Source organism: Burkholderia sp. CCA53 (assembly GCF_001685525.1).
GTDB lineage: Bacteria > Pseudomonadota > Gammaproteobacteria > Burkholderiales > Burkholderiaceae > Burkholderia > Burkholderia multivorans.
Map to the genome: position 1 here is coordinate 1,737,179 of NZ_BDDJ01000001.1, position 24,072 is coordinate 1,761,250.

23 protein-coding genes and 1 pseudogene are annotated in these 24,072 nt (G+C 68.0%); 8 read left to right on the forward strand and 16 right to left on the reverse strand.

Annotation, left to right across the window (positions count from 1 at the left end; translation table 11 throughout):
* Positions 1–11: 11 nt before the first annotated feature.
* Entirely contained in the window at positions 12–554 is a 543-nt protein-coding gene (locus tag BCR55_RS08085) for a response regulator transcription factor (protein WP_006402999.1), read from the forward strand.
* Between the two features lie 93 nt (positions 555–647).
* Here BCR55_RS08085 and hslU read toward each other — a convergent pair whose 3' ends face one another.
* From hslU to dapF, 8 genes are all read right to left on the reverse strand, one after another.
* Positions 648–1,991 (reverse strand): ATP-dependent protease ATPase subunit HslU, encoded by a 1,344-nt coding sequence (gene hslU, locus BCR55_RS08090; RefSeq protein WP_006402997.1) that lies wholly within the window; start codon positions 1,989–1,991, stop codon positions 648–650.
* A 10-nt stretch (positions 1,992–2,001) separates the two neighbouring features.
* A complete protein-coding gene (gene hslV, locus BCR55_RS08095; protein WP_006402996.1) occupies positions 2,002–2,538 on the reverse strand; it encodes an ATP-dependent protease subunit HslV in 537 nt (178 codons plus the stop codon).
* 234 nt (positions 2,539–2,772) lie between these two features.
* Entirely contained in the window at positions 2,773–3,189 is a 417-nt protein-coding gene (gene dksA, locus BCR55_RS08100) for an RNA polymerase-binding protein DksA (protein WP_006402995.1), read from the reverse strand.
* Positions 3,190–3,664: 475 nt separating this feature from the next.
* Complete coding sequence (locus tag BCR55_RS08105) at positions 3,665–4,738, reverse strand: GTP-binding protein (protein ID WP_006409693.1); 1,074 nt, start codon at positions 4,736–4,738, stop codon at positions 3,665–3,667.
* A 253-nt stretch (positions 4,739–4,991) separates the two neighbouring features.
* On the reverse strand, positions 4,992–6,206 hold the full coding sequence (locus BCR55_RS08110; RefSeq protein ID WP_065494423.1) for a class I SAM-dependent rRNA methyltransferase: 1,215 nt from the start codon (positions 6,204–6,206) through the stop codon (positions 4,992–4,994).
* Positions 6,207–6,282: 76 nt separating this feature from the next.
* Positions 6,283–7,203 (reverse strand): tyrosine recombinase XerC, encoded by a 921-nt coding sequence (gene xerC / locus BCR55_RS08115; RefSeq protein ID WP_006402990.1) that lies wholly within the window; start codon positions 7,201–7,203, stop codon positions 6,283–6,285.
* Positions 7,204–7,216: 13 nt separating this feature from the next.
* Positions 7,217–7,954 (reverse strand): DUF484 family protein, encoded by a 738-nt coding sequence (locus BCR55_RS08120; RefSeq protein ID WP_006407184.1) that lies wholly within the window; start codon positions 7,952–7,954, stop codon positions 7,217–7,219.
* A 39-nt stretch (positions 7,955–7,993) separates the two neighbouring features.
* Positions 7,994–8,863 carry a diaminopimelate epimerase gene (gene dapF / locus BCR55_RS08125; protein WP_006407183.1) on the reverse strand — a complete coding sequence of 290 codons (870 nt, stop codon included), beginning with the start codon at positions 8,861–8,863 and terminating at the stop codon, positions 7,994–7,996.
* Positions 8,864–9,271: 408 nt separating this feature from the next.
* Here dapF and BCR55_RS33360 point away from each other — a divergent pair.
* A pseudogene (locus BCR55_RS33360) lies at positions 9,272–9,382 on the forward strand (XRE family transcriptional regulator); the annotation flags it as partial.
* 36 nt (positions 9,383–9,418) lie between these two features.
* Here the strand turns inward: BCR55_RS33360 and lpxL are convergent.
* Positions 9,419–10,303 carry a lauroyl acyltransferase LpxL gene (gene lpxL, locus BCR55_RS08130; protein WP_006407180.1) on the reverse strand — a complete coding sequence of 295 codons (885 nt, stop codon included), beginning with the start codon at positions 10,301–10,303 and terminating at the stop codon, positions 9,419–9,421.
* 265 nt (positions 10,304–10,568) lie between these two features.
* On the opposite strand from lpxL, the gene metK reads away from it, so the two are divergent.
* Complete coding sequence (metK, locus tag BCR55_RS08135; protein WP_006407179.1) at positions 10,569–11,756, forward strand: methionine adenosyltransferase; 1,188 nt, start codon at positions 10,569–10,571, stop codon at positions 11,754–11,756.
* A 95-nt stretch (positions 11,757–11,851) separates the two neighbouring features.
* Here the strand turns inward: metK and BCR55_RS08140 are convergent, their stop codons facing one another.
* Positions 11,852–12,193 (reverse strand): hypothetical protein, encoded by a 342-nt coding sequence (locus tag BCR55_RS08140; RefSeq protein ID WP_006413290.1) that lies wholly within the window; start codon positions 12,191–12,193, stop codon positions 11,852–11,854.
* A 352-nt stretch (positions 12,194–12,545) separates the two neighbouring features.
* On the opposite strand from BCR55_RS08140, the gene BCR55_RS08145 reads away from it, so the two are divergent.
* Positions 12,546–13,319 carry a phytanoyl-CoA dioxygenase family protein gene (locus BCR55_RS08145; protein ID WP_065494424.1) on the forward strand — a complete coding sequence of 258 codons (774 nt, stop codon included), beginning with the start codon at positions 12,546–12,548 and terminating at the stop codon, positions 13,317–13,319.
* A 165-nt stretch (positions 13,320–13,484) separates the two neighbouring features.
* On the opposite strand, the gene BCR55_RS08150 is transcribed toward BCR55_RS08145, so the two are convergent.
* Positions 13,485–13,694, reverse strand: coding sequence for a DUF3185 family protein (locus tag BCR55_RS08150; protein WP_006402979.1), 210 nt, complete (start codon positions 13,692–13,694; stop codon positions 13,485–13,487).
* A gap of 178 nt (positions 13,695–13,872) precedes the next feature.
* Between BCR55_RS08150 and mgrA the strand changes: the two genes are divergently transcribed.
* On the forward strand, positions 13,873–14,916 hold the full coding sequence (mgrA, locus tag BCR55_RS08155; protein WP_065494425.1) for an L-glyceraldehyde 3-phosphate reductase: 1,044 nt from the start codon (positions 13,873–13,875) through the stop codon (positions 14,914–14,916).
* An 87-nt stretch (positions 14,917–15,003) separates the two neighbouring features.
* On the opposite strand, the gene BCR55_RS08160 is transcribed toward mgrA, so the two are convergent.
* Together BCR55_RS08160 and BCR55_RS08165 are read right to left on the reverse strand one after the other, a co-directional pair.
* Positions 15,004–15,189, reverse strand: a complete 186-nt coding sequence (locus BCR55_RS08160; RefSeq protein ID WP_006402976.1) for a hypothetical protein — start codon at positions 15,187–15,189, stop codon at positions 15,004–15,006.
* A 292-nt stretch (positions 15,190–15,481) separates the two neighbouring features.
* Positions 15,482–16,363, reverse strand: a complete 882-nt coding sequence (locus BCR55_RS08165) for a DMT family transporter (protein ID WP_006407174.1) — start codon at positions 16,361–16,363, stop codon at positions 15,482–15,484.
* Between the two features lie 683 nt (positions 16,364–17,046).
* On the opposite strand from BCR55_RS08165, the gene BCR55_RS08175 reads away from it, so the two are divergent.
* Positions 17,047–17,259, forward strand: a complete 213-nt coding sequence (locus tag BCR55_RS08175; protein WP_006402972.1) for a hypothetical protein — start codon at positions 17,047–17,049, stop codon at positions 17,257–17,259.
* 58 nt (positions 17,260–17,317) lie between these two features.
* Complete coding sequence (locus BCR55_RS08180) at positions 17,318–18,340, forward strand: serine/threonine protein kinase (protein ID WP_006407170.1); 1,023 nt, start codon at positions 17,318–17,320, stop codon at positions 18,338–18,340.
* A 147-nt stretch (positions 18,341–18,487) separates the two neighbouring features.
* On the opposite strand, the gene BCR55_RS08185 is transcribed toward BCR55_RS08180, so the two are convergent.
* Complete coding sequence (locus BCR55_RS08185) at positions 18,488–19,930, reverse strand: coniferyl aldehyde dehydrogenase (protein ID WP_006409946.1); 1,443 nt, start codon at positions 19,928–19,930, stop codon at positions 18,488–18,490.
* A 626-nt stretch (positions 19,931–20,556) separates the two neighbouring features.
* Here BCR55_RS08185 and BCR55_RS08195 point away from each other — a divergent pair.
* The gene (locus BCR55_RS08195) at positions 20,557–22,197 is read left to right on the forward strand and encodes a GMC family oxidoreductase (RefSeq protein ID WP_065494426.1); all 1,641 of its coding nucleotides are present in this window, start codon (positions 20,557–20,559) and stop codon (positions 22,195–22,197) included.
* A 24-nt stretch (positions 22,198–22,221) separates the two neighbouring features.
* Here BCR55_RS08195 and BCR55_RS08200 read toward each other — a convergent pair whose 3' ends face one another.
* Together BCR55_RS08200 and fliJ are read right to left on the reverse strand one after the other, a co-directional pair.
* The gene (locus BCR55_RS08200; RefSeq protein ID WP_045594310.1) at positions 22,222–23,571 is read right to left on the reverse strand and encodes a flagellar hook-length control protein FliK; all 1,350 of its coding nucleotides are present in this window, start codon (positions 23,569–23,571) and stop codon (positions 22,222–22,224) included.
* A gap of 32 nt (positions 23,572–23,603) precedes the next feature.
* The gene (fliJ, locus tag BCR55_RS08205; protein ID WP_065494427.1) at positions 23,604–24,062 is read right to left on the reverse strand and encodes a flagellar export protein FliJ; all 459 of its coding nucleotides are present in this window, start codon (positions 24,060–24,062) and stop codon (positions 23,604–23,606) included.
* Positions 24,063–24,072: the final 10 nt, after the last annotated feature.

Below are 24,072 nucleotides of genomic sequence, written 5' to 3' on the forward strand. Positions count from 1 at the left end.
GAGAGAAACCTATGAGCGACAACAATTTCCTGGTGATCGACGACAACGAGGTGTTCGCGGGCACGCTTGCACGCGGCCTCGAGCGTCGCGGCTATGCGGTCCAGCAGGCGCACGACAAGGAGACGGCGCTCAGGCTCGCCGCGGCGGGCAAATTTCAGTTCATCACCGTCGACCTGCATCTCGGCGACGATTCGGGCCTGAGCCTGATTGCACCGCTGTGCGACCTGCAGCCCGACGCGCGGATTCTCGTGCTCACCGGCTACGCGAGCATCGCGACGGCCGTGCAGGCCGTGAAGGAAGGGGCCGACAACTATCTCGCGAAGCCCGCGAACGTCGAGTCGATTCTCGCCGCACTGCAGACCAACGCGAGCGAGGTACAGGCCGAGGAAGCGATCGAGAACCCGGTCGTGCTGTCGGTCGACCGGCTCGAATGGGAACACATCCAGCGCGTGCTGGCCGAGAACAACAACAACATCTCGGCTACCGCGCGCGCGCTGAACATGCACCGCCGCACGCTGCAGCGCAAGCTCGCGAAGAAGCCGGTCCGGCAGTAAGCGGCCGCGTCGCGGCAACGCGCGCCACAGCGAAAACGGGCGGCCCCGCAAAAGGCCGCCCGTCGTTTCATCGTGCGTCGGGTGCGCCGCGCGTTACAGCACGTAGCGCGACAGATCCTCGTCCTGCGAGACTTCGCCGAGCGCACGGTCGACATACTTCGCGTCGATCGTCACGCGCTCGCCGGCGTGATTGCCGGCCGAGAACGACACTTCCTCGAGCAGCTTCTCGATCACCGTGTACAGGCGTCGCGCGCCGATGTTCTCGGTCTTCTCGTTCACCGAGTACGCGATTTCCGCGAGGCGGCGAATGCCGTCGTCCGCGAATTCGAGCTCGACGTCTTCGGTGGCGAGCAGCGCCTGGTACTGCTTGACGAGGCTCGCGTCGGTCGCGACCAGGATCGCCTCGAAGTCGTTCACCGACAGCGAGTCGAGCTCGACGCGGATCGGGAAGCGCCCCTGCAGTTCGGGGATCAGGTCGCTCGGCTTCGCGAGATGGAACGCGCCGCTCGCGATGAACAGGATGTGATCGGTCTTCACCATCCCGTACTTCGTGTTGATCGTCGTGCCTTCGACGAGCGGCAGCAGGTCGCGCTGCACGCCCTGGCGCGACACTTCGCCGCCGCTGCCTTCGTTGTTGCGCGACGTGATCTTGTCGATCTCGTCGAGGAACACGATGCCGTTCTGCTCGACGTTCTGCACGGCCTTCGTCTTCACTTCCTCGTCGTTGAGCATCTTCGCCGCTTCCTCGTCGGTCAGCAGCTTCAGCGCTTCCTTGATCTTCACCTTGCGGCGCTGCTTCTTGCCGCTGCCGAGGTTCGAGAACATCGAGCGGATCTGCTCGGTCATCTCTTCCATGCCCGGCGGCGCCATGATGTCCATCCCGACGCTCGGCTGTTCGAGATCGAGCTCGATCTCCTTGTCGTCGAGCTGGCCTTCGCGCAGGCGCTTGCGGAAGGTCTGACGCGTCGCGTTGTTGTCGTCGTTCGCATGGTCGGCGTTGCCGCCGAAGCCGACCGCGCGCGGCTGCGGCAGCAGGATGTCGAGGATGCGGTCTTCCGCCTGATCGGTCGCCTTGCTGCGCACCTTGCGCATTTCGCTTTCGCGCGTCTGCTTGACCGAAATCTCGACGAGGTCGCGCACGATGCTGTCGACGTCGCGGCCGACATAGCCGACTTCGGTGAACTTGGTCGCTTCGATCTTGATGAACGGCGCGTCCGCCAGCTTCGCGAGGCGGCGCGCGATTTCGGTCTTGCCGACGCCCGTCGGCCCGATCATCAGGATGTTCTTCGGCGTGATTTCCTGGCGCAGCGGTTCGGCGACCTGCTGGCGGCGCCAGCGATTGCGCAGCGCGACCGCGACGGCTTTCTTCGCCTTCGCCTGGCCGATGATGTGCTTGTCGAGTTCCGAGACGATCTCGGCAGGGGTCATGGTGCTCATGGTACGGTCCTTACTCGATCGTTTCGATGACGCGGTTGTGGTTCGTGTAGATGCACATGTCGCCGGCGATCTCGAGCGACTTTTCGACGATCTCGCGCGGCGACAGCTCGGTGTTCTCCGCGAGCGCGCGCGCGGCGGCCTGCGCATACGCGCCGCCCGAGCCGATCGCGCAGATGCCGCCTTCCGGATCGAGCACGTCGCCGTTGCCGGTGATCACGAGCGTCGTGTTCGCGTCGGCCGTGATCAGCATCGCCTCGAGGCGGCGCAGCATGCGGTCGGTGCGCCAGTCCTTCGCGAGTTCGACGGCCGCGCGCGTCAGATTGCCCTGGTGCTTCTCGAGCTTCGCCTCGAAGCGGTCGAGCAGCGAGAACGCATCGGCGGTGCCGCCCGCGAATCCGACCAGAACCTGGTTGTTGTAGATCCGCCGCACTTTCCGCGCGCCACCCTTCATGACGATGTTGCCGAGGGTCACCTGGCCGTCGCCGCCGAGCGCGACCTTGTCGCCGCGCCGGACCGAAACGATGGTCGTGCCGTGAAATTGCTCCATCTGCGTTCCTTGAGAAAAACGGGGAATGAGTCGGGCGGCGCGCCGCGCCGCCGGGTGAATCGCAGTGCGCCGGGGAGCGGCCCGGCGCGCGTCCGTTTCATTTTAGGGCGGGCGCCGCGATATCAAGGGGCGGCGGCAAATCGCGCGAGCGCGAACCGGCGCCCGAAAAACAAAAAGCGCGCGGCAGGCCGCGCGCTTTCGGGAAGCAGCGTGTCGGAGCGGAACGTCGCCCGGTCAGTCGCCGAACAGCTTCTGGCGCAGCTCGCGGCGCTCCTGCGCCTCGAGCGACAGCGTCGCCGTCGGGCGCGCGAGCAGACGCGGGATGCCGATCGGTTCGCCGGTTTCCTCGCACCAGCCGTATTCGCCGGACTCGATGCGGGCGAGCGACTGCTGGACCTTCTTGAGCAGCTTGCGCTCGCGGTCGCGCGTGCGCAGCTCGAGCGCATGCTCTTCCTCGATCGTCGCGCGATCGGCAGGGTCCGGCACGATCACCGTCTCGCGAAGGTTCTCGGTCGTCTGGCCGGCGTTGTGGAGAATTTCCGCCTGCAATTGTTCGAGCCGAGCTTTGAAGAAGGCGAGCTGATCCTCATTCATGTAATCCTTGTCGCTCATCTTCAGGATTTCGGCTTCGGTCAAGAGTTTCTTCGTCATCTGCTTGCTTCTTCAATGTGCGGCAAATCAGGAGATATTGCCTGCACTTTGGGATTACCCGCAACTGCGCTTGCAATCATTTGCGATTGGCCGCTGCGGGGCCGAAAGCCTCTGGAAAACCGGTTCTCAAATACCAGGATAGGCCTGGCGCGGACCTGCGCGCGCGGCGAACCGGTGTGCTGCGTGGCAGATCGCATCGGGCGCGGCCGGTGGCGGATGGGCGATCCGGCGCGGTTGCGATGCCCGGACGATGTTCTGCAAGAACCGGGCCTGTTATTGCCGTACTCCAGCGGGCACGTATTGTAACTGAATCGCAAGCGTGCGCCGTATCGGGTCGATCCCCGTCGGCTGCGCCAATATCTAGAAAATATAACGCGCAAATCGCGAAAAAGCGATGACGGCAAAACCCTTCCCGGCGGCGGCCGCGGGCGCCGCCCGAAAGCGGCGCCGCGCCGGTGCGCGAAGGGCGCGGGCGTTACGCCAGGCAGGCGTCGAGGCCGTCGGTGATCAGGTCCTGCGGCAGGTCGACGCCGATGAACACCATCTTGTTGGTCTTCTTCTCGGCCGGCAGCCACTTCGCGGCGAGATCGCTGCCCATCATCTGGTGCACGCCCTGGAACACGACCTTGCGATCGACGCCCTTCATGTACAGCACGCCCTTGTAGCGCAGCATGCGCTCGCCGTAGATCTGCAGGATGCCGCCGAGGAAGTCCTCGAGCTTGTTCGGATCGAACGGGCGGTCGTTGCGGTACACGAACGACTTGATCTTGTCGTCGTGGTGCGCGTGGTGATGGTTGTGGTGACCATGGTCGTGATCGTGCGCGCATTGGCCGTGATCGTGATCGCAATGCGCGTGATCGTGGTCGTGATCGTGATCGTGGTGCGCGTGATCGTCTTCGGCGAGGAAGTCCGGATCGATCTCGAGCTTCGCGTTCAGGTTGAAGCCGCGCAGGTCGAAGATTTCCTTGATGTCGGCGTCGCCGAAGTTCACGAGCTTGATCGTAGCCTTCGGGTTCATGTGCATCAGGCGGTGCTTGAGGCCCGCGACGGTCTCGTCGTCGACGAGATCCGACTTCGTGATGAACAGGCGATCGGCGAAGCCGACCTGGCGCTGCACGACTTCGTGCTCGTCGAGCTGCGCGTTCGCGTGCTTCGCGTCGACCAGCGTGATCACCGCGTCGAGCAGGAAGTCGTCGGCGATCTCGCTGTCGATGAAGAAGGTCTGCGCGACCGGGCCCGGGTTCGCGAGGCCGGTCGTCTCGATCACGATGCGGTCGAAGTCGAGCTTGCCTTCGCGCTTCTTCGCGGCGAGATCGCCGAGCGCGCGCGCCAGATCGCCGCGGATCGTGCAGCAGATGCAGCCGTTGCTCATCTGGATGATCTGCTCGTTCGTGTCCTGCACGAGGATCTCGTTGTCGATGTTCTCTTCGCCGAACTCGTTCTCGATCACGGCGATCTTCATGCCGTGATGTTCGTTCAGGATGCGCTTGAGCAGCGTCGTCTTGCCGCTGCCGAGGAAGCCGGTGAGGATGGTGACGGGAGTGGCCATGTCGGTCGCCTGTGGTTCGTGAATCGGGGTCAAAACGAGGATGTGCAACGCGCCCGCTCAGCGGGGCGCACAGCCATCCATTGAAACATATCTGTCAAGCCCGCGTCGGTCGGCCGGACGACAGAGGCGAGCATGAAGCCGTCATGCGCCGCCCGCCGCGTGCGTCGCGTCCGGCTGCGTGGCGCGCAGCGGGCGGCGGGCAGCGGCCCGCCGGGCCTGCCGCGTCGCACGCCGCGCGCGAAGATCGGGGCGCTTACACGACTTGCAACAGCAGCCCTTTCAAATATTCCCCTTCCGGGAACGCGGCGAGCAGCGGATGATCGACGCCCGCGCCCAGGCGCTTCAAAATCCGCGCGTCGACTTTCGCGTCGGCTGCCGCGCCCGCGACGATCTTCTGGAACAGATCCATGTCGATCGCGCCCGAGCACGAATAGGTGAACAGCAGGCCGCCCGGACGCAGCAGGCGCAACCCGCTCAGGTTGATGTCCTTGTACGCGCGCGCGGCGCGGTCCACGCTGTCGCGCGTCGGCGCGAACTTCGGCGGATCGAGCACGATCAGGTCGAAGCGCTCGCCTTCGTCGACGAGGCGGCGCAGCGTCTTGAACGCGTCGGCGTCGAGCCAGGTCGCGCGCGCCGGATCGAAGCCGTTCGCGACGACGTTCTGCTGGGCGAGCGCAAGCGCGTCGCCGGACGAGTCGATCGACACGACGCGCGTCGCGCCGCCCTTGAGCGCCGCCAGCGAAAAGCCGCCCGTGTAGCAGAAGCAGTTCAGCACGTCGCGGCCCGCGGCATGCTGCGCAACGAGCGCGCGGTTGTCGCGCTGATCGACGTAGAAGCCGGTCTTGTGGCCATTCGGCACGTCGACGTGATAGCGCACGCCGTTTTCGTCGACGATCAGCGTCGCGGGCGGCGCGTCGCCGGCCAGCACGCCGGTCGTCTGTTCGAGCCCTTCCTTGTCGCGGATCGATACGTCCGAGCGCTCGTAGACGTTCGGGCAACCGGTCGCGCCGACCAGCGCCGCGACGATCGCGTCCTTCCACGCTTCGACGCCCGCGGCCATGAACTGGCAGACGAGTTGGCCGCGCGGCGCGGCGCCGGCTTCGGCGGTGTCCGCCACGTAGTGGTCGACGATCAGGCCCGGCAGCCCGTCGGCCTCGCCGAACACGAGGCGCACGGCGCCGGTGCCCGACACCATCGCGGTGCGGTGCGCGACCGCGCGTTGCACGCGGCGCTTGAAGAACGCGTGATCGATCGGCTCGTTCTCGTCGAAGCTCCATACGCGCACGCGGATCTGCGATTGCGGGCTGTACGCGCCGCGCGCGAGAAAGCGGCCGTCGTGCGCGCGCACGACGACCGTCGCGCCCGGCGCGGGCTTGCCCTCGACGCGGTCGATCGCGTTCGCGTAGATCCACGGATGGCGGCGCAGCAGCGATTTTTCCTTGGACGGCTTCAGTGTGACGGTTTGCATGATGAATTCGAAATGGGCCGCGGGCGGAGCCAACCGTCGCCGGTCGCCGCGCGCGGCGGATAACACGGAACGCGCGTCAGTCGCGCTTCTTCGCGCGCGGATGCGCGCTGTCGTAAATCTTCGCGAGATGCTGGAAGTCGAGCGACGTGTACACCTGCGTCGCCGAGACGCTCGCATGGCCGAGCAGCTCCTGCACCGCGCGCAGGTCGCCGCTCGACTGCAGCACGTGCGTCGCGAACGAATGGCGCAGCACGTGCGGATGCACGTGCGCCGGAATGCCGGCGGCGAGTGCCGCGCGCTTCACGCGCTCGCGCACGACGCCGGGCGACATCCGGTTGCCGCGCACCGACAGGAACAGCGGATGCGGATCGTGCTTCACGAATTCGCCGCGCACCGCGAGCCACGCGTTCAGCGCGTCGATCGCCTTGCGGCCGACCGGCACCTTGCGCTCCTTGTTGCCCTTGCCGCGCACGGTCACTTCCGCTTCGGCGAGATCGAGCCAGCCGGCCGACCGGTAATCGCCGGTCTGCGTATACGCGACGTCGAGGCCGATCAGCTCGGCGAGGCGCAGGCCCGACGAATAGAACAGCTCGAGGATCGCGTGATCGCGGATGCCTTCGGTCGTATCGGCGAGCGGCGCGTCCATCAGCGCGGAGGCATCGTCGACCGACAGCGCTTTCGGCAGCGTCTTCGGCCGCTTCGGCGCGCGCACCGCGGCGACCGGATTCGCCGGCATCTCGACGCGCTGCGCGAGCCAGCGGTAGAACGCGCGCCACGCGGACAGCCGGTGCGAGATCGATCGCGCCGACAGCCCGCCCGCATGCGCACGCGCGACGGCGCCGCGTATGTCGGCCGCGACCAGCGTGTCGAGCGGGCGGCCGGCGGCGAGTTTCTTCAGCTCGTCGAGTTCGTGCGTATACGCGCGCAGCGTGTGTTCCGACAACTGCCTGACGTGCTTCAGGTTCGACAGGTAGGCGGCGATCGGATCGTCGGTCATCGCGAGCGGGGCATCAGTGCGGCAGCAGGCGCGTGAGCGCGGCGCTCGCGAGCGTCGCGATCTGCGCGAGGAAGTCGGTCGCCATGCCGTCGTGGAAGCGGCGCGGATCGGGCGAGCCAAGTACGAGCAGGCCGAATGCGGGCGCGTCGGCGCCGGCCTGCGGCGCGCGCAGCGCGAGCAGCGCGACCGATGCGGCCGCACCGTCTCCGGCCGGCGCCGCGGCGTCGCCGCCGTCCGCCGCATTCGCGGCCGGCGCGGCCGGCGCGGCCACCGCCGGCGCGAGCCACTGCGCGGCTTCGAAGCCGGTGTTCGCGCCGCAATACGGCGTCACGAGGCCGTTGGCGAAGAGCCGCACTTCCTCGCCGACCTGGCGCGCGAAGTCTGCTTGTGCGTACGTATCGGCGACGTCCCAGACGCGCAGCGCGGTCTGCGGCACGTCGAACACGTCGGCGATGCCGTCGGCGATCGTGCGCGGCAGCGCGTACGGATCGCGCTCGGCAATCACGCGCGCGGTCCAGCGGCCGAACTTCGCGGACAGGCTGTCGTTCTCGTGCCCGTAGCGCACGAGTTCGGCGAGCCGGCGTTCGAGATGCTTGTTCTTGTCGCGCAGCATCTCCATCTGCCGTTCCTGCAGCGAGATCGCGGCCTTGCCGTGCGGGTTCGCGAGGCGGATCGTCGCGAGCAGTTCGGCGTGCCGCGCGAAGAATTCGGGGTTGGCGAGCAGGTAGTCGGCGACTTCGCGATCGTTCATGTGACTGGCGCGTTCTTCGGGTTATCGGACGTTGAAAGGTCAGGCGGGCAGGTCGATCTCGCCTTCGAACACGGTCGCCGCGGGGCCGGCCATCATCAGCGCGGCCGATTCGTCGCGTGCGCCGTCCCAGCCGATCGTCAGCGTGCCGCCGTGCGTGTGCACGGTGACCGGCGAATCGAGCAGCCCGCGCCGGATCCCGGCCGCGACGGCCGCGCATGCGCCGGTGCCGCACGCGAGCGTTTCGCCGGCGCCGCGTTCGTACACGCGCAGCTTCACCTCGCTGCGCGACACGATCTGCATGAAGCCGGCGTTCACGCGCTGCGGAAAGCGCGCGTGGCGCTCGATCAGCGGGCCTTCGTCGAGCACCGGATACGCTTCGGCATCGTCGACGACCTGTACCGCATGCGGATTGCCCATCGAGACCGTCGAGATCCAGCGCGTGCGGCCGCCGATCTCGAGCGGCCACAGCGTGTCGCGGCCTTCGGTGCGGCCGTCGAGGCCTGACGCGTCGAACGGCACCTGCTCGGGCGCGAACACGGGCGCGCCCATGTCGACGACCACTTCGCCGTTGTCCTGCATCGTCAGCGTGATGAGGCCCTTCATCACCTGCACGCGCACGCTGCGCTTGTCGGTGAGGCCGCGATCGCTGACGAACTTCACGAAGCAGCGCGCACCGTTGCCGCAGTGTTCGACTTCGCCGCCGTCGCAGTTGAAGATCCGGTACTTGAAGTCGGCGCCGTCGACGGTCGGCTTCTCGACGAGCAGCAGCTGGTCGGCGCCGATGCCGAAGTGGCGGCTGGCGAGCGCGCGCACCTGCGCGGCGGTGAGCGGTGGCAGCGTGCGCGAATAGCCGTCGAGCACGACGAAGTCGTTGCCCGCGCCGTGCATCTTGGTGAACGAGAGTTTCACTGGGTCCGGAATTCCATGGCGAACGAGGCGGTCGGCACCGCGCGGACGACGACGCGCGCTATCGCGCGGCGCCATTCGTCGGGCCGATCTCAACCGCAAATGATACATGCAGCGGACCGGGGCGTCCCGCGCGGACGGGCGCTTCGCGTCGGGCCGCGGGCATGAACGCACGCCGATTCGGCCGATTGGCCGACTGCTTGCGCGCGCGACGACGGCGCAGATTGACCCGGCGCGGCATGGCACGCATGCGCCGGCCGACGCAGTTCGCGGCATGGGCCGCGAGACGCACGCATGCGCAAACCGGCGCGCGTGGTTTCGTACGCGTCAAATTGACAACCCGATCACGCGATTCGTGTGGCTATACGCCGTGCAGCCCATGCTGTCGAACGCCGCGCTCGACAGCGCGAGGAGAATGGCGGCCGCGCCGATTTGTGGCTCGCGCAGCAGTCGGCCTACGATCCATGGCAGGCGCGCGCGAAGGGCGCGCCGAAAGTCGCGCGGGCGCAGGCTCGCACCTGAACCGCGCCCGTACCTCCGCGCCGCTGCGCCGCCGCCTCAGTAAAGGCTCGGCTCGCCCGGCGGCCGCGTCTTGAAGCGCTTGTGCACCCAGTAGTACTGCTCGGGCATCAGCGGAATCTGCTCCTCGAGGAATTCGTTCATCCGCCGCGCATCGAGATCGTCGTCGCCGGTCGGGTAGTGGTCCCACGGCTTGAACACCCTCAGCCGGTAGCCCTTGTAGTTCGGCAGCACCTCGCCGATGAACGGGACGACCTGCGCGTGGCCCGTCTTCGCGAGCCGGCCGACGGCCGTCAGCGTGCAGGCCGGCACGCCGAAGAAGGGTACGAACGTCGAGTTGCGCAGCCCGTAGTCCATGTCGGCGCCGAGCATCACCGGCTTGCGGTCGCGCAGCCAGCGCAGCACGACGCGCGCGCTGTCGGCGCGCCCGACCATCTCCGCGTCGAAGCGGCCGCGCGCCTTCTTCGCTTCGGCTTCGAGCACCGGATTCGAGAACGGCTGGTACAGCGACCCGCAGCGGCGGTGCAGCGACCGGTTCAGCCAGATCGAGCCGGCCTCGATGCCGACGAAGTGCAGGCCGAGGAACAGCGTCGGCGGCAGGTCGGGATCGTCCAGATCGATCGCGCTGTCGACCTGGATCAGCTTCGCGAGCTTCTTCTCGGAGCCGAACCACTGGACGCTGCGCTCGACGTAGCTGCGGATCGCATGGCGGAAGTGCCGGCCGGCGACTTCCTCGCGGCGTGCGTCGCTCCAGTCCGGAAAGCAGAGTTTCAGGTTGGTGTGTACGATGCGCTTTCGCCGGCTGGGAATCTGGTACAGCAGCCAGCCCAGGCCGTCGCCGATGCGCGCGGTGAGACCGTACGGCAGCAGGGCGAACAGCTTCAGCAAGCCGATGGCGAGGTGCGTGCCGAGACGGCCTAGCATGCGGGACCTCCGAGGGACCGGCGGGCCGGCGCGTTGCGAACAGGGGGGTAGGACAGCGGAAGATGCAGCACGGGCGGCGCTCTGTGACAATTCACGAAAGCCGCTATAATACGGGCTTCGCCGAGTTAACTGACAACTTGCGGGGCGAAGCCGGTTGGCGCGATGCGCGCTGCCCGGCACTGGTAATCCGCTAAAGCGTCGCCGCTTCAGGCCGAAAGAAGCTGGCTACGTGAAACCAACCGTAACCACACAGGAGCCTGAAAAAGTGGCAAACGATTATCTCTTCACGTCCGAATCCGTCTCCGAAGGTCATCCGGACAAGGTCGCCGACCAGATCTCGGACGCGATTCTCGACGCCATCCTCGAACAGGACAAATACTCCCGCGTTGCCGCCGAAACGCTGTGCAACACGGGTCTCGTCGTCCTGGCCGGCGAAATCACCACGACGGCCAACATCGACTACATCCAGATCGCGCGCGATACGATCAAGCGCATCGGCTACGACAACACCGACTACGGCATCGACTACAAGGGCTGCGCGGTGCTCGTCGCGTACGACAAGCAGTCGCCGGACATCGCGCAGGGCGTCGATCGCGCGCACGACGACAACCTCGATCAGGGCGCGGGCGACCAGGGCCTGATGTTCGGCTATGCCTGCGACGAAACGCCGGAACTGATGCCGCTGCCGATCTATCTGTCGCACCGCCTCGTCGAGCGCCAGGCGAGCCTGCGCCGCGACGGCCGCCTGCCCTGGCTGCGTCCGGACGCGAAGTCGCAGGTCACGATCCGCTACGTCGACGGCAAGCCCGATTCGATCGATACCGTCGTGCTGTCCACGCAGCACGCGCCGGACATCGAGCTGCCGGCGCTGCGCGAAGCCGTGATCGAGGAAATCATCAAGCCGACGCTGCCGGCCGACCTGATCAAGGGCGACATCAAGTTCCTCGTGAACCCGACCGGCCGGTTCGTGATCGGCGGCCCGCAGGGCGACTGCGGTCTGACGGGCCGCAAGATCATCGTCGACACATACGGCGGCGCGGCTCCGCACGGCGGCGGCGCGTTCTCGGGCAAGGATCCGTCGAAGGTCGACCGTTCGGCTGCGTATGCGGGCCGTTACGTCGCGAAGAACATCGTCGCGGCGGGCCTCGCGTCGCGCGCGCTGATCCAGGTGTCGTACGCGATTGGCGTGGCCGAGCCGACCTCGGTGATGGTCAACACGTTCGGCACGGGCCGCGTGTCGGATGCGGTGATCACGAAGCTCGTGCGCGAGCATTTCGACCTGCGTCCGAAGGGCATCATCAAGATGCTCGACCTGCTGCGCCCGATCTACGAGAAGACGGCCGCTTACGGCCACTTCGGCCGCGAAGAGCCGGAATTCTCGTGGGAAGCGACCGACAAGGCGCTCGCGCTGGCCGAAGCGGCCGGCGTGGAGCCGACGGCACGCGTCGCGTAAGCGCGGTTCGCCCCAAAACGAAAAACCCCGGCGTGCCGGGGTTTTTTCTTGTGCGTCGCCCGCGCACGGGCGCGGATGCGGTGATGCCGCTCGATTCAGCGGCCGCCGAACCCGAACCAGCCGTTGCTCGCCGCGAGGCGGCGCGGCCGGTTGACGCGGCGCTGCGGCGCCTGCGCGCGGCGCAGCGCGAGCGCGCGCAGCGACGACGGCTTTTGCAGCAGCGAGCGCAGGCCCGCGCGGCGCGCGAGCGCCTGCGCGCTCATCAGCGACAAAAAGGCGTGAAACCACGCGCGGATGCCGTCGAGCCGGCTGAGCGCGTGCGTACGCTCCGCCAGCGCGCGCACGCGCGTCCGGTGATGGCGCAGCGGGCGGGCGGGAGCGGACGGTACGACGCGCTTGGCAGCGCGGCTGAGACGGGAAGTCAGACGGAATGGCATGTGAACGATGCTTCGCTTGAATGGTGGCGCCCTTGAAGAGCGCACTGGTATGAACGGCCTCGGATGGCGCAACGCATCTTACCGAAAGTCGTTGCGCGCCGCGCCCGCCAGAATTGACAGGCCGCGACAGGCTACAGCGGTTTCATGACGGGCAAAAGTCGCGATAAACCCTTGTGCCGTCTGGCACGCGCCGAATTGCGCCTGTCGCTGAGGCCGCTGCGGCGCCGAACAGTTCCGTTGATCGCGATCAAATTGCCGATTGGCATGCCCCTGCGCACGACAATGGTGCTGTTCGCCCGATCGGACGCCGATTTACAATCGTCACATTCTCACAATAATCGCGTGGCATCCCATGTCGTCTCCCTTGCAGTCGGAATCGATCCGCGAGCAGGTCGCGGAATTGCGCGAACGCGGCTTCGTCGTCGCGCGCGGCCTCGTCGGCGAGCAGCAATGCGCGACGCTCAAGCGCATCGCGCAGCAGCAGCTCGAAGAGGCCGCGGCGCCGATCGAGTTCGAAGCGGATCTGCGCTATCCGGGCGCACCCGAGTCCAAGCATGCGCCGGGCGGACACACGGTGCGGCGGCTGCTCGACGCGTACGGCCGCGATCCGGCGTTCGCCGAGCGCGCGATCGCGCCCGAGATCGGCGCATGGATGCGCACCTACTTCGGCGAGCAGCCGGTGCTGTCGCGCGCGCATCACAACTGCATGATGACGAAGCACCCCGCGTACGGCAGCCTGACCGGCTGGCATCGCGACTTTCGCTACTGGGCGTTCGAGCGCGCCGACATGGTGTCGGTGTGGCTCGCGCTCGGCCCCGAGACGAACGAGAACGGCGCGTTGTGGCTCGTGCCGGGCTCGCATACGGCCGAATTCGAGGCCGATGCATTCGACGACGCGAAGTTCTTCCGCAGCGATCTGCCCGCGAACCGCGCGATGATCGACGCGGCGACGTGCCCGTCGCTGAACGCCGGCGACGTCGTGTTCTTCCATTGCAACACGCTGCATTCGGCCGGGCAGAACCGCTCCGACGACGTGAAGTTCTCGCTCGTCTACACGTATCACGGGATCAGCAACCGGCCGATCCCCGGCACGCGTTCGGCATCGAAGCCGGAAGTGCAGTTCTAGGCGCGCTGCATGGGCGCGAGGCGCAGCGAGCGACGGCCGCTGCGACGGACCGAAACGACGGACCGAAACGACGGACCGAAACGACGGGCGGCCTGGCCGCCCGTTGCGCTGTGCGCGGGCCGGTGCGTGCGACGCGTTCATGCGCGCCCGAACCGGCGCGATCGATCAGCGCTTGTTGCTGCCCGGCATCGCGAGGCCGATCAGGCCGACCAGCAGCGCGACGGCGCCGCCGGCGATCAGCAGGATCGTCTTCGTCGCCGGCGAGCCGGTGAAGAAGCGCGACAGATTGTCGTTGAGCGAATGAAACGACTGCCCGCCGAAATACAGCAGCACGATGCCGCCGACGAGCAGCGCAACCGAGATGACCCGGGACATACCAACCTCGCGGAAACGGTGATTCGAGACGCCGCAGTGTAGGGGACGACCGCCGCTGCGTCCATCGCCGTGCGCGCTTGCGCGGCGTTCGCTACCATTACCGGCGTGCTTGCTTGCCGCCGGCGCGCGCATGCGCGTTCGGCGCGTTCCTCCTCCGATGTCCTCACGGGAAAAATCCATGGCCTACGAAGCAGCTTCCGAACGTTATGCCGACATGCAATACCGCACCTGCGGCAAATCCGGGCTCAAACTGCCCGCGTTGTCGCTCGGTTTGTGGCACAACTTCGGCGATTCGACGCCGATCGCGACGCAGCGCGACATCCTGCGCACCGCGTTCGATGTCGGCATCACGCATTTCGATCTCGCGAACAACTACGGGCCGCCGTACGGCAGCGCGGAAATCAACTTCGGCCGGCTGCTGAAGGAGGATTTCCGTCCGTACCGCGACGAGCTGCTGATTTCGACGAAGGCGGGCTGGGACATGTGGCCGGGCCCGTACGGCAGCGGCGGCGGCTCGCGCAAGTACGTGCTCGCGAGCCTCGATCAGAGCCTGCAGCGGATGGGGCTCGATTACGTCGACATCTTCTATTCGCATCGCTTCGACGCGCATACGCCGCTCGAAGAGACGGCCGGCGCGCTGGCAGCGGCGGTGCAGCAGGGCAAGGCGCTGTATATCGGCATCTCGTCGTACTCGGCGGCGAAAACGCGCGAGATGGCCGAACTGCTCGCGCAGTACAAGGTGCCGCTGCTGATCCATCAGCCGTCGTACAACATGCTGAACCGCTGGATCGAACGCGAGCTGCTCGACACGCTCGACGAGATCGGCACGGGCAGCATCGCGTTCACGCCGCTCGCGCAAGGGCTGCTGACGTCGAAATACCTCGGCGGCGTGCCGGCCGATGCGCGCGTGAACAAGCCGGGCGGCGGCTCGCTGAAGGAGGAGCATCTGAGCGCGACCAACCTCGAGCACGTGCGCAAGCTGAACGAGATCGCGCAACGGCGCGGGCAGAGCCTCGCGCAGATGGCGCTCGCCTGGGTGCTGCGCGGCGGCCGCGTGACGTCCGCGCTGATCGGCGCGAGCCGCGCGGAGCAGGTGCGCGAAAACGTCGGCGCGCTGAAGAACCTCGAGTTCTCGGCCGAGGAGCTCGCCGAAATCGATCGCTACGCGACCGAAGGCGGGATCAATCTGTGGGAAAAGCCGTCGACCGATCAGGCGATCTGAACGGCAAGCGATGCGGCGTGCGCGCGTTCGCGCGCGCCGCAGCAGCGCGGCACGACGAGCGCATCGGCAGCGCGCCGGCGCGTGCCGCTAGATCAGCGCCGGTAGCCCTTCGACGAGCAGCACCGCCACGCCGACGCCGAGAATCACGCCCAGCGCGCGCAGCAGGTTGTGGCGGAACTGCGTCGCACACGGCACTGCGCCGAGAAATAGCGCGCCGGCGAGCGCCATCGGGATCAGAAGGATGAAGTCGCCGATCGTGAAATAGGTCGTCATGCGTGTCTCCTACGTGTGCCGAAGCCGCATGCGGCTCCGGCGCCATGCCGGGCATGTCTCGTTTCATGCGTCCCGATCGCGAGCGGGACGTCGTTTCGAGTATAGGCAACGCGGCGGCGTTTTTCGCTATCCGAACCATTAAAAAGTCTGCGGAAAACCCGGAAAACCGCGCATTTTTTCGCGTATTCGACGAATGCCTTGCATCAGTCTTTCATATTGATTTCGGTTTCCCGGCGCAACGCCGCATCGTCGGCGAGGCGGCCGCCACACCGGCTGTGCGGCGGCCGCTCGCTCATGCGCGGCCGGACTGCACGCGTGTAGCCGGCGTGCGGAACACCAGCGCGAGGCCGGCGACGATCGCCGCCATGCCGACGAGCGCGAGCGGCGCGGGGCGATTGCCGAGCCACATTGCGTCCATCAGCGTGGTGACGATCGGCACGAGGTAGAACAGGCTCGTCACGTTGACGAGATCGCCGCGCTGCATCAAGCGGTAGAACAGCAGCTGCGCGACGACCGAGATCACGATGCCGAGCCACAGCAGCGGGACGACGAACGCCCAGCTCACGTTAAACGCGATCGGCCGGAACGGCAGGACCATCGCGCACAGCACGAGCCCGATCGCGTTCTGCAGCGGCAGCACGTCGGCGGGCGCGGCGCGCACGCGCTTTTGCAGCAGCGAGCCGACCGTCAGCGCGCCGAGCGCCAGCAGCGCGCATGCAATGCCGGACATCGGCAGCCGCGCATCGCCGATGCCGCGGCAGACGACGAGCGCCAGTCCCGCGAGCGCCAGCGCGAGCCCGGCAACGCGCATCGGTTGCCAACGACGCTCGACGAAAGCGAGCGTCAGGATCGGCTGTACGCCGAGGATCGTCGCGAGCACGCCGGGCGCGATGCCGCGTTCGAGCGCGAGCAGATAGAAGATCGAGTAGCCGCCCATCATCAGCACGCCGGTCAGTACCGTCATGCGCCGTTCGCCGCGCGGCGGCAGCCAGCGCCCGCGCAGGCGCGCGAGCACGAGCAGCACGAGCGAGGCGAGCGCGAAGCGCGCGGCGAGAAATACGAAGGCGGAGGCATGACGCAAGCCGAGTTCGGCGAAGATCGCGCCGCTGCTCCAAAGCAGCACGAACAGCGACGTCGCCCCATGCGCGCGTAGCGCGGGTTTGAACGAAACCATAGGAATTCACCTGTCTGAACGAATCGGAACGTTCCATGCGCACGCGTCACGACGCGCGTGCGTCAAGGCGCACGAACGTCGACAGGCGGCGAATGGAAGACGAAGCGAAAGGCCGGCCGATCAGCCGGCGAGTGCCGGCGGGGGCGGCGCGGCGCCGACGAGCGGCGGTGCGACAGGCGGGGGAAGAATCGACGGATGCGTGCACGCCCGCGGCCGCGCGTCGGGCAGCGGCCGGCATCTCGCAAAGGCGGACGTGAGCGAATGCATCGTGTCGAAGGCAGTGGAATGCGAATGAACGTCAAAGGTACCGCATTGCGCGCACGCCGGCAACGGATGCGTGGATCGCCGCCGCTCGACATGCATGCCCGCTGCGCGCGCCTGCTGCGCGCGCCCGCTGCGCGCGCCTGCATACGCGCCGGATGCGCTTGCGCGGAATCGGCGGCGGCCGACAGGCGACAGGGTATGATGGGGGCATCCGCGCGAGCAAGCGCCCGTGCGGCGCAGTGGTTGATTGGAGACATTCGACGAAATCGCGGCGCTTTGCCCGCTTCTTCTTCTTTTCGCGCTTCGATAAACCGTGAACAATGGGATCGCGCGCAACGCTCCGGCGAGAGCGGCGCCGATCGCGCGTTTGCCGGCCTTCCACAAGGCCGCGTTTCAAGTTTCAAGAGTGGGGAACCATCATGCATGTCGGGTCGATTGTTTGCACTACCCATATCGCGGTGCCGAAGGGCGCGCGCGGGATCGTCCAGCGCATCCTGGGCGACATGGCCATGGTGACCTGGTACGCGGGCGTGCCGGGCGAGTCCAAGGAACTCAACACCGAGCCGTTCTTTCTCGAGGATCTGATCGACACCGGCGAATCCGTGCTGCCGGCCGGCGCGGCGATCCACTGATCGAGCGCGCCGTGCCGAACGCTCGTCTTTCGGCGCGGCGCGCGGCACAATGCGAGGGATGAACGACGTCACCTCCGCCCCCGCTTCTCCCGACGGCCCGCCGTTTGCCGGTCTCACGCCCGAGTGCGTGCTCGATGCGCTCGACAGCGTGCTGATGCCGGCCGGTCTGCGGACCGACGGGCGCCTCCTTGCGCTGAACAGCTACGAAAACCGCGTCTATCAGGTCGGCGTCGAAGACGGCCCGCCCGTCGTCGCGAAGTTTTACCGTCCGGCGCGCTGGTCTGACGAAGCGATCCTCGAGGAACACGCATTCGTCGCCGAACTCGCCACGCGCGAGATTCCGGCCGTGCCGGCGCGCCCATTCGACGGCCGCACGCTGCATGCGTTCGGCGGCTTCCGCTTCTCGATCTTCGAGCGCCGCGGCGGCCGCGCGCCCGATCTCGATCGCAGCGATACGCTCGAATGGCTCGGCCGCTTCATCGGCCGCATTCATGCGGTCGGTGCGACGCAACCGTACGTCGCGCGTCCGTCGCTCGACATCCGCACGTTCGGCTACGAGCCGCGCGACTATCTGCTCGCGCACGATTTCATTCCCGACGACGTACGGCCCGCGTACGAAACGGCCGTCGCGCTCGCGCTCGAAGGCGTCGAGGCGGCGTTCGAGCGCGCAGGCGAGATCCGCATGCTGCGCACGCATGGCGACTGCCATCCGAGCAACGTGCTGTGGACCGATGCGGGCCCGCATTTCGTCGACTTCGACGACAGCCGGATGGCGCCCGCGGTGCAGGATCTGTGGCTGTTGCTGCCCGGCGATCGCGCGGGCGCATCGCGCGCGCTCGCGGACCTGCTCGCCGGCTACGAGGATTTCTGCGAATTCGAGCCGCGCGAGCTGCATCTCGTCGAAGCGCTGCGCACGTTGCGGCTGATCCATTACGCGGCGTGGCTCGCGCGACGCTGGGACGATCCCGCATTCCCGGCAGCGTTTCCGTGGTTCAACACGCATCGATACTGGGAAGCGCGCGTGCTCGAACTGCGCGAGCAGATCGGTGCGATGCAGGAAGGGCCGTTGTGGCCGGTGTGACGGCACGCGCGGCAACCGCGGCCGCTTGCATCTGCCGATGACGGCCGCTCGCCGCCGGGCGAATCGTGCCCGATACGCCAAGCATTCGCTGCGTCGCGCGCAACCGTTCTCGTCGCGACGCCCGCCCCTTCCGTATGTCGGCAGACCCTAGAACTTCAGCATCAGCTTGATCACCGCCGCGAAGCGCTTGCCGTACGGCGGTGCGATCAGTCCGCGCAGGTTGATCCGCGGCTGCATGACGACCGGCTTCATCTTCGAGAACGTGACGAAGCCGTCGTAGCCGTGATACGCGCCCATCCCGCTCGCGCCCACGCCGCCGAACGGCAGGCTGCCGCACGCGATGTGCATCAGCGTCTCGTTGACCGTCACGCCGCCGGAGATCGTCTCGTGCATCACGCGCTCGATCGTGCCCGCATCCTCGTCGAACAGATAAAGCGCGAGCGGACGTGGGCGCGCGTTCACGTACGCAATTGCTTCGTCGAGCCGCTCGTACGGCACGAGCGGCAGCAGCGGCCCGAAGATCTCCTCGTGCATTACCTGCGCCGACGCCGGCACGTGCGTGAGCGCACACGGCACGAAGCGGCGCGACGCCGGATCCGATGCCGCGTCGGACAGCGCGTGCAGCTGCGCGCCCGCCGCCTGCGCGTCGCTCGCGAGTTGCTGCAGTCGCGCGAAATGGCGGTCGGACACGATCGTCGTGTAGTCGCCGTTGTTTTGCAGATCGGGATAGAGCGTCGCGAAGCGGGCGCGCGCGCGCTCGATGAACGCGGCCTCCATGCCGCGCGGCAGCAGCACGTAGTCGGGCGCGATGCAGGTCTGCCCGGCGTTCAGCGTCTTGCCGGCGACGATCGCGTCGACGGCCGCATCGAAGCGCGCGTTCGGACCGATGATCGCCGGCGACTTGCCGCCGAGTTCGAGCGTCACGGGCGTCAGGTTGTCGGCCGCCGCGCGCATCACGTGGCGGCCCACTTGCGTCGAACCGGTAAACAGCAGGTGATCGAACGGCAGCGCGCTGAACGCGGCGCCGACCTGCGCATCGCCGTTCACGACGGCGACGTGGTCGCGCGCGAACGTCGTCGCGATCAGCTGCTCGAACAACGCAGCGGTGCGCGGCGTCAGTTCGGACATCTTGATCATTGCGCGATTGCCGGCCGCCAGCGCGCAGACGAGCGGGCCGGCCGCGAGCAGCACCGGGTAGTTCCACGGCGCGACGATGCCGACCACGCCGAGCGGCTGCGGGATCACCTTCGCGCGTGCGGGGCGCAGCCACTTGTTCATCGGCTTGCGCATCGGCTTCATCCAGCGTTTGCCGTGCCGCAGCGCATCGTCGATCTCTTCCTTCGCCATCCAGATTTCCGCGAGCAGCACTTCCTGCTTCGAACGATGGCCGAAGTCCGCGCTGATCGCATCGGCGAGCGCGTCCGCGTGGTCGATCAGCATCGTGCGCAGCGCGCGCAGATGCCGCGCGCGCGTCTCCCATGCCGGATACGGCGCACGCAGATAGGCCGCGCGCTGCTCGCGCAGCAGCGTATCGAGTGCGTCGATCGACGGCTGCGCTTGCGGCGCCAGTTCGGGCAGATCGTTCTTCATGTCGTCTCCTTCAGGATGTCGGTGCGCGTCGGGCGGCAGCAGGCGAGGCGGGACGGCAAGCGTCGCGCCCGCGCGACGGTGACGCCGCACGGAGTACGCCGCGCGCGGCATGCGTGCGCGGCATCGCGCAGCGTCGAATGGCGCCGCACGTGCAACGAGCGATCACCGGGCGATGCACCGTTGCCGTGCGCGGCAACGCGCGCACGGGACACTGCGCGCGACCCGTCGAATCGTTGCGCGCGCAGACCGTCCAAACGGTCGGCAATGGCTATCGCCGTTCGATTCGCGCCGGACGCGCGCGTCGTACCATGCGCGGCCGTGCACGTGCGCGTTTGAAATGAAATGCGCAGGCCGCGCGGCGCGTCCCGGTCGTCCGGGCGGCATGCGGCCTGCAGAACCTGACGCTGCATCGTCTCTCTCCCGTTTCGCGACGGATCGGCTTCTGGCGGCCGGTGCATCGCGCGCAGTCAATCGGCACATCTTAAATTTAGTCCACGCGCACGTTTAGAGGAATCGCTCTTGAATCGTCGCGCCGCGCAGCAGACGGCCGTTCCTACAATGCCCGAACATTACAAGCGGGACCCGGGCCGCGCCGGGCGCCCCGCATGACACGAAGGAGACGTGACATGCAATACGACTACATCATCGTCGGCGGCGGCTCGGGCGGTTCGAGCGTCGCCGCGCGCCTCGCCGACGCGTGCCCGGACGCGACGATCGCACTCATCGAAGCCGGCCCGCACACCGAGCGCAATCTGCTCGTCAACATGCCGGTCGGCATCGCGGCGCTCGTGCCGTTCAAGCTGCGCACCAACTACGGCTACGAGACCGTGCCGCAGCCGGGCTTGGGCGGGCGCCGCGGCTATCAGCCGCGCGGCCGCGGCATGGGCGGCTCGAGCGCGATCAACGCGATGATCTATACGCGCGGCCATCCGAGCGACTACGACGAATGGGCGCAGATCGGCGCGACCGGCTGGGGCTGGCAGGACGTGCTGCCGTATTTCCGCCGCGCGGAAGGCAACCAGCGCGGCGCCGATGCATGGCATGGCGCCGACGGTCCGCTGACGGTATCGGATCTGCGCTTTCGCAATCCGTTCTCCGAACGATTCATCGCGGCCGCGCATGCGGCCGGCTATCCGCTCAACGACGACTTCAATGGCGCGACGCAGGAAGGCGTCGGCTTCTATCAGGTCACGCATCGCGACGGGTCGCGCTGCAGCGTCGCGCGCGCATACATCTACGGCCGCAACAGGCCGAACCTCCACGTGATCACCGATGCGACGGTGCTGCGCGTCGGCTTCGACGGCAAGCGTGCGGTCGGCGTCGCGGTGTCGCGCAACGGACGCATCGAGACGCTCGGCGCGCGCGCGGAAGTGATCCTGTCGGCGGGCGCGTTCAACTCGCCGCAACTGCTGATGTGCTCGGGCATCGGGCCCGCCGCGCAGTTGCGCCGGCACGGGATCGCGGTCGTGCACGATGCGCCGGACGTCGGTGAAAACCTGATCGACCACATCGACTTCATCATCAACACGCGCGTGAATTCGTCGGAGCTGGTCGGCATCTGCCTGCGCGGGATCGCGAAGATGACGCCCGCGCTTGCCCGCTATTTCTCGAGCCGCACGGGAATGATGACGAGCAACGTGGCGGAAGCGGGCGGCTTCATCAAGAGCGATCCGTCGCTCGATCGGCCGGACCTGCAGCTGCATTTCTGCACGGCGCTCGTCGACGATCACAATCGCAAGATGCACTGGGGATTCGGCTATTCGCTGCACGTGTGTGCGCTGCGGCCGTACAGCCGCGGCACGGTCGCACTCGCGAGCGGCGACGCGCGCGACGCGCCGCTGATCGATCCGCGCTTTTTCAGCGATTCGCGCGATCTCGACCTGCTCGTGCGCGGCGCGCAGGCGATGCGCCGCATCCTGTCGCAGCCGCCGCTCGCCTCGCAGGGCGGTCGCGAGCTCTACACGCATCCGGATCAGAGCGAAGCCGAGCTGCGCGAAGCGATCGTCGCGCATGCGGACACGATCTATCACCCGGTCGGCACGTGCCGGATGGGCTCGGACGCGCGTGCGGTCGTCGATCCGCAACTGCGCGTGCGCGGCGTCGAAGGGTTGCGCGTCGTCGATGCGTCGGTGATGCCGACGCTGATCGGCGGCAACACGAATGCGCCGTCGGTGATGATCGGCGAACGCGCGGCGGACTTCATCGTCGCCGCGCGCAGGGGCGGCGTGCCGCGCGATCAGCCCGCGGCTACCGTGCACGGCCGCTGAGCGGCGTGCGGCGCGGCGCGATGTTCAGGCAAACGTATCGACGAGGCCCGCGCGGCGCGCGACGGCGGCGCTCGATGCGGCCGTCGCGGATGGCGCGGCGTCGACCGGCGCATCGGCGCCTGACGACCCGCCGCCCGCGCGCTGCGACGGCCGGCCGCCGGCGAACTGCTGTTGCGGCTGCTGCTGCGATGCGAAGCCGCCGTCGCTGACGGTCGCGCTGCCGAGCCCGAGCCCGCCCGCTTCCATCGCGTCGCGCAGCTTCGGCAGCGCGGCTTCGACCGCGTCGCGCACCTGCGCATGCTGCGATACGAACAGCGCATGCGCGTGGTTGTCCGCGACGCGCAGCACGACCTGCAGCGGCCCGAGGTCCGGCGGGTTCAGCGTCAGCTCGGCGCTTTGCTGGTGCGCATTCGACAGGAACACGACCTTCTGGCTCAACGCGTCCGTCCAGTCGGCGGTGCCGACCGGCGGCGCGAGCACGTGCGCGTTCGCCGCGGCGATCGCGGCCGATGCCGGCGGCGTCGGGAGATTCGCATGCGCGGCGGCGGTCGCGGCGGCCGCCGCGAGCGTTGCGGCGGCATTCGGTTCGGCCGCGTCGGTCGCGGCAGCGGCCGTATGCGCGTCGGGTTGCGTCGCCGCTGCGCTCGGCGGCGTGGCCGATGCCGGCTGCGCGGCGGCTTGCGCTTGTGCCTGCGTTTGCGCTTGCGCCTGCGGCGCCGCGCCCTTCGCATCGGCGAGCACATGGCCGAAGGTTGGCGCCTTCGGGATCGGCGGCGTCAGCGGCGCCGCGGCCGTTGCGGCGCTCGACGGCGCAGCCGCGCCCGACGCCGGCAGCGCGACGGCACCGGCACCGCCCGTCAGCTTGTCGAGCGCCGCGTGCAGCGCGTCGCGCGCCGTCGCGGGGGCGGCCGCCGACGCGGCCTCGGGCGAGGTGCCGGACGGCGTCGAAGCGGTCGTTGCCAGCGCCGGCTGACCGTCCGCTGCGGCGGACTGCGCGGATGCGTCGGCAGGCGACGTGCCGTCCGCGTGCGCCTGCAGTTGGGCCTGGACGGCCGCGGCCGCCGCGAGTGCGGCCGCATCGGGATTCGTCGCGGTCGATGCGTGCGCCTGGTCCGGCGACGCGTCGTCCTCGTCCGGTTTGGCCGCAACCGGCTTCGCGTCGGCCGATTTCGGCGGCGCGGCATCTGCGGTGGCGGTCCGGTCGGCATCGTGCCGCGTGTCGACGCGTTGCTGCAGCGTCTGCGCGAACGGCGCCGTGGTGGGCGTCGCGGCATCGCGGTCGCTGCTCGCGGCAGACGACGCGCTGCGGCCCGCGGCTTTCAGCGCGGCACCGACGGTATCGATCAGGGCGCCGGTCAGGGACAGGGAAGGCATGGCGATTCTCTCGTTCGAAGGCGGTGGGCGGATTACGACGTCCGGGCCGCGTCGGCCCGCATGCGCAGGATCTTCGCCGCGTGCTCGTCGGCTTCGCGCTGCTCGCGCTTGGCCGCGCGCTGCGCTTCCTGCGCGACGCCGCGCGCCTGCAGGATCTCGTACGAACCGACGGTGCGCTTCTTCTGCTGCCAGTTCGGCCGCGCCTCGTCGATCCGCAGTTCGGCAGCGGCGAGCACGCTGCGCTGCTGCGCGATCGCCGCATCGAGCGTGTCGATGAACGCCTGGAAGTTGCGCCAGTTGCCGGCCGGCATCCCATGCTGCGCCGACTGCGCGAAGCGCGCGTGATATTCGTCGCGATAGCGCAGCAGCGCGTCGAGCTGCTCGGCGGCGGCCGTGCGGTCGCGCTGCGCGGTGCCGAGCTGCTTCGCGGCCGCGTCGAGGTCTGCCTGCGCGCGATCGAGCAGCAGTTGAAGCGGGAAACCGTGTGCCATTTGCGTGAGC

Coding starts and splice junctions, on each gene's coding strand:
- BCR55_RS08150 (WP_006402979.1), bottom strand. CDS start 13,694: ATGTCCCGGGTCATCTCGGTTGCGCTGCTCGTCGGCGGCATCGTGCTG.
- BCR55_RS08110 (WP_065494423.1), bottom strand. CDS start 6,206: ATGCAAACCGTCACACTGAAGCCGTCCAAGGAAAAATCGCTGCTGCGC.
- dksA (WP_006402995.1), bottom strand. CDS start 3,189: ATGACGAAGAAACTCTTGACCGAAGCCGAAATCCTGAAGATGAGCGAC.
- BCR55_RS08145 (WP_065494424.1), top strand. CDS start 12,546: ATGTCGTCTCCCTTGCAGTCGGAATCGATCCGCGAGCAGGTCGCGGAA.
- BCR55_RS08195 (WP_065494426.1), top strand. CDS start 20,557: ATGCAATACGACTACATCATCGTCGGCGGCGGCTCGGGCGGTTCGAGC.
- BCR55_RS08180 (WP_006407170.1), top strand. CDS start 17,318: ATGAACGACGTCACCTCCGCCCCCGCTTCTCCCGACGGCCCGCCGTTT.
- fliJ (WP_065494427.1), bottom strand. CDS start 24,062: ATGGCACACGGTTTCCCGCTTCAACTGCTGCTCGATCGCGCGCAGGCA.
- BCR55_RS08140 (WP_006413290.1), bottom strand. CDS start 12,193: ATGCCATTCCGTCTGACTTCCCGTCTCAGCCGCGCTGCCAAGCGCGTC.
- mgrA (WP_065494425.1), top strand. CDS start 13,873: ATGGCCTACGAAGCAGCTTCCGAACGTTATGCCGACATGCAATACCGC.
- BCR55_RS08085 (WP_006402999.1), top strand. CDS start 12: ATGAGCGACAACAATTTCCTGGTGATCGACGACAACGAGGTGTTCGCG.
- BCR55_RS08160 (WP_006402976.1), bottom strand. CDS start 15,189: ATGACGACCTATTTCACGATCGGCGACTTCATCCTTCTGATCCCGATG.
- BCR55_RS08175 (WP_006402972.1), top strand. CDS start 17,047: ATGCATGTCGGGTCGATTGTTTGCACTACCCATATCGCGGTGCCGAAG.
- xerC (WP_006402990.1), bottom strand. CDS start 7,203: ATGACCGACGATCCGATCGCCGCCTACCTGTCGAACCTGAAGCACGTC.
- BCR55_RS08200 (WP_045594310.1), bottom strand. CDS start 23,571: ATGCCTTCCCTGTCCCTGACCGGCGCCCTGATCGATACCGTCGGTGCC.
- BCR55_RS08120 (WP_006407184.1), bottom strand. CDS start 7,954: ATGAACGATCGCGAAGTCGCCGACTACCTGCTCGCCAACCCCGAATTC.
- hslV (WP_006402996.1), bottom strand. CDS start 2,538: ATGGAGCAATTTCACGGCACGACCATCGTTTCGGTCCGGCGCGGCGAC.
- lpxL (WP_006407180.1), bottom strand. CDS start 10,303: ATGCTAGGCCGTCTCGGCACGCACCTCGCCATCGGCTTGCTGAAGCTG.
- BCR55_RS08165 (WP_006407174.1), bottom strand. CDS start 16,363: ATGGTTTCGTTCAAACCCGCGCTACGCGCGCATGGGGCGACGTCGCTG.
- BCR55_RS08185 (WP_006409946.1), bottom strand. CDS start 19,930: ATGAAGAACGATCTGCCCGAACTGGCGCCGCAAGCGCAGCCGTCGATC.
- BCR55_RS08105 (WP_006409693.1), bottom strand. CDS start 4,738: ATGGCCACTCCCGTCACCATCCTCACCGGCTTCCTCGGCAGCGGCAAG.
- hslU (WP_006402997.1), bottom strand. CDS start 1,991: ATGAGCACCATGACCCCTGCCGAGATCGTCTCGGAACTCGACAAGCAC.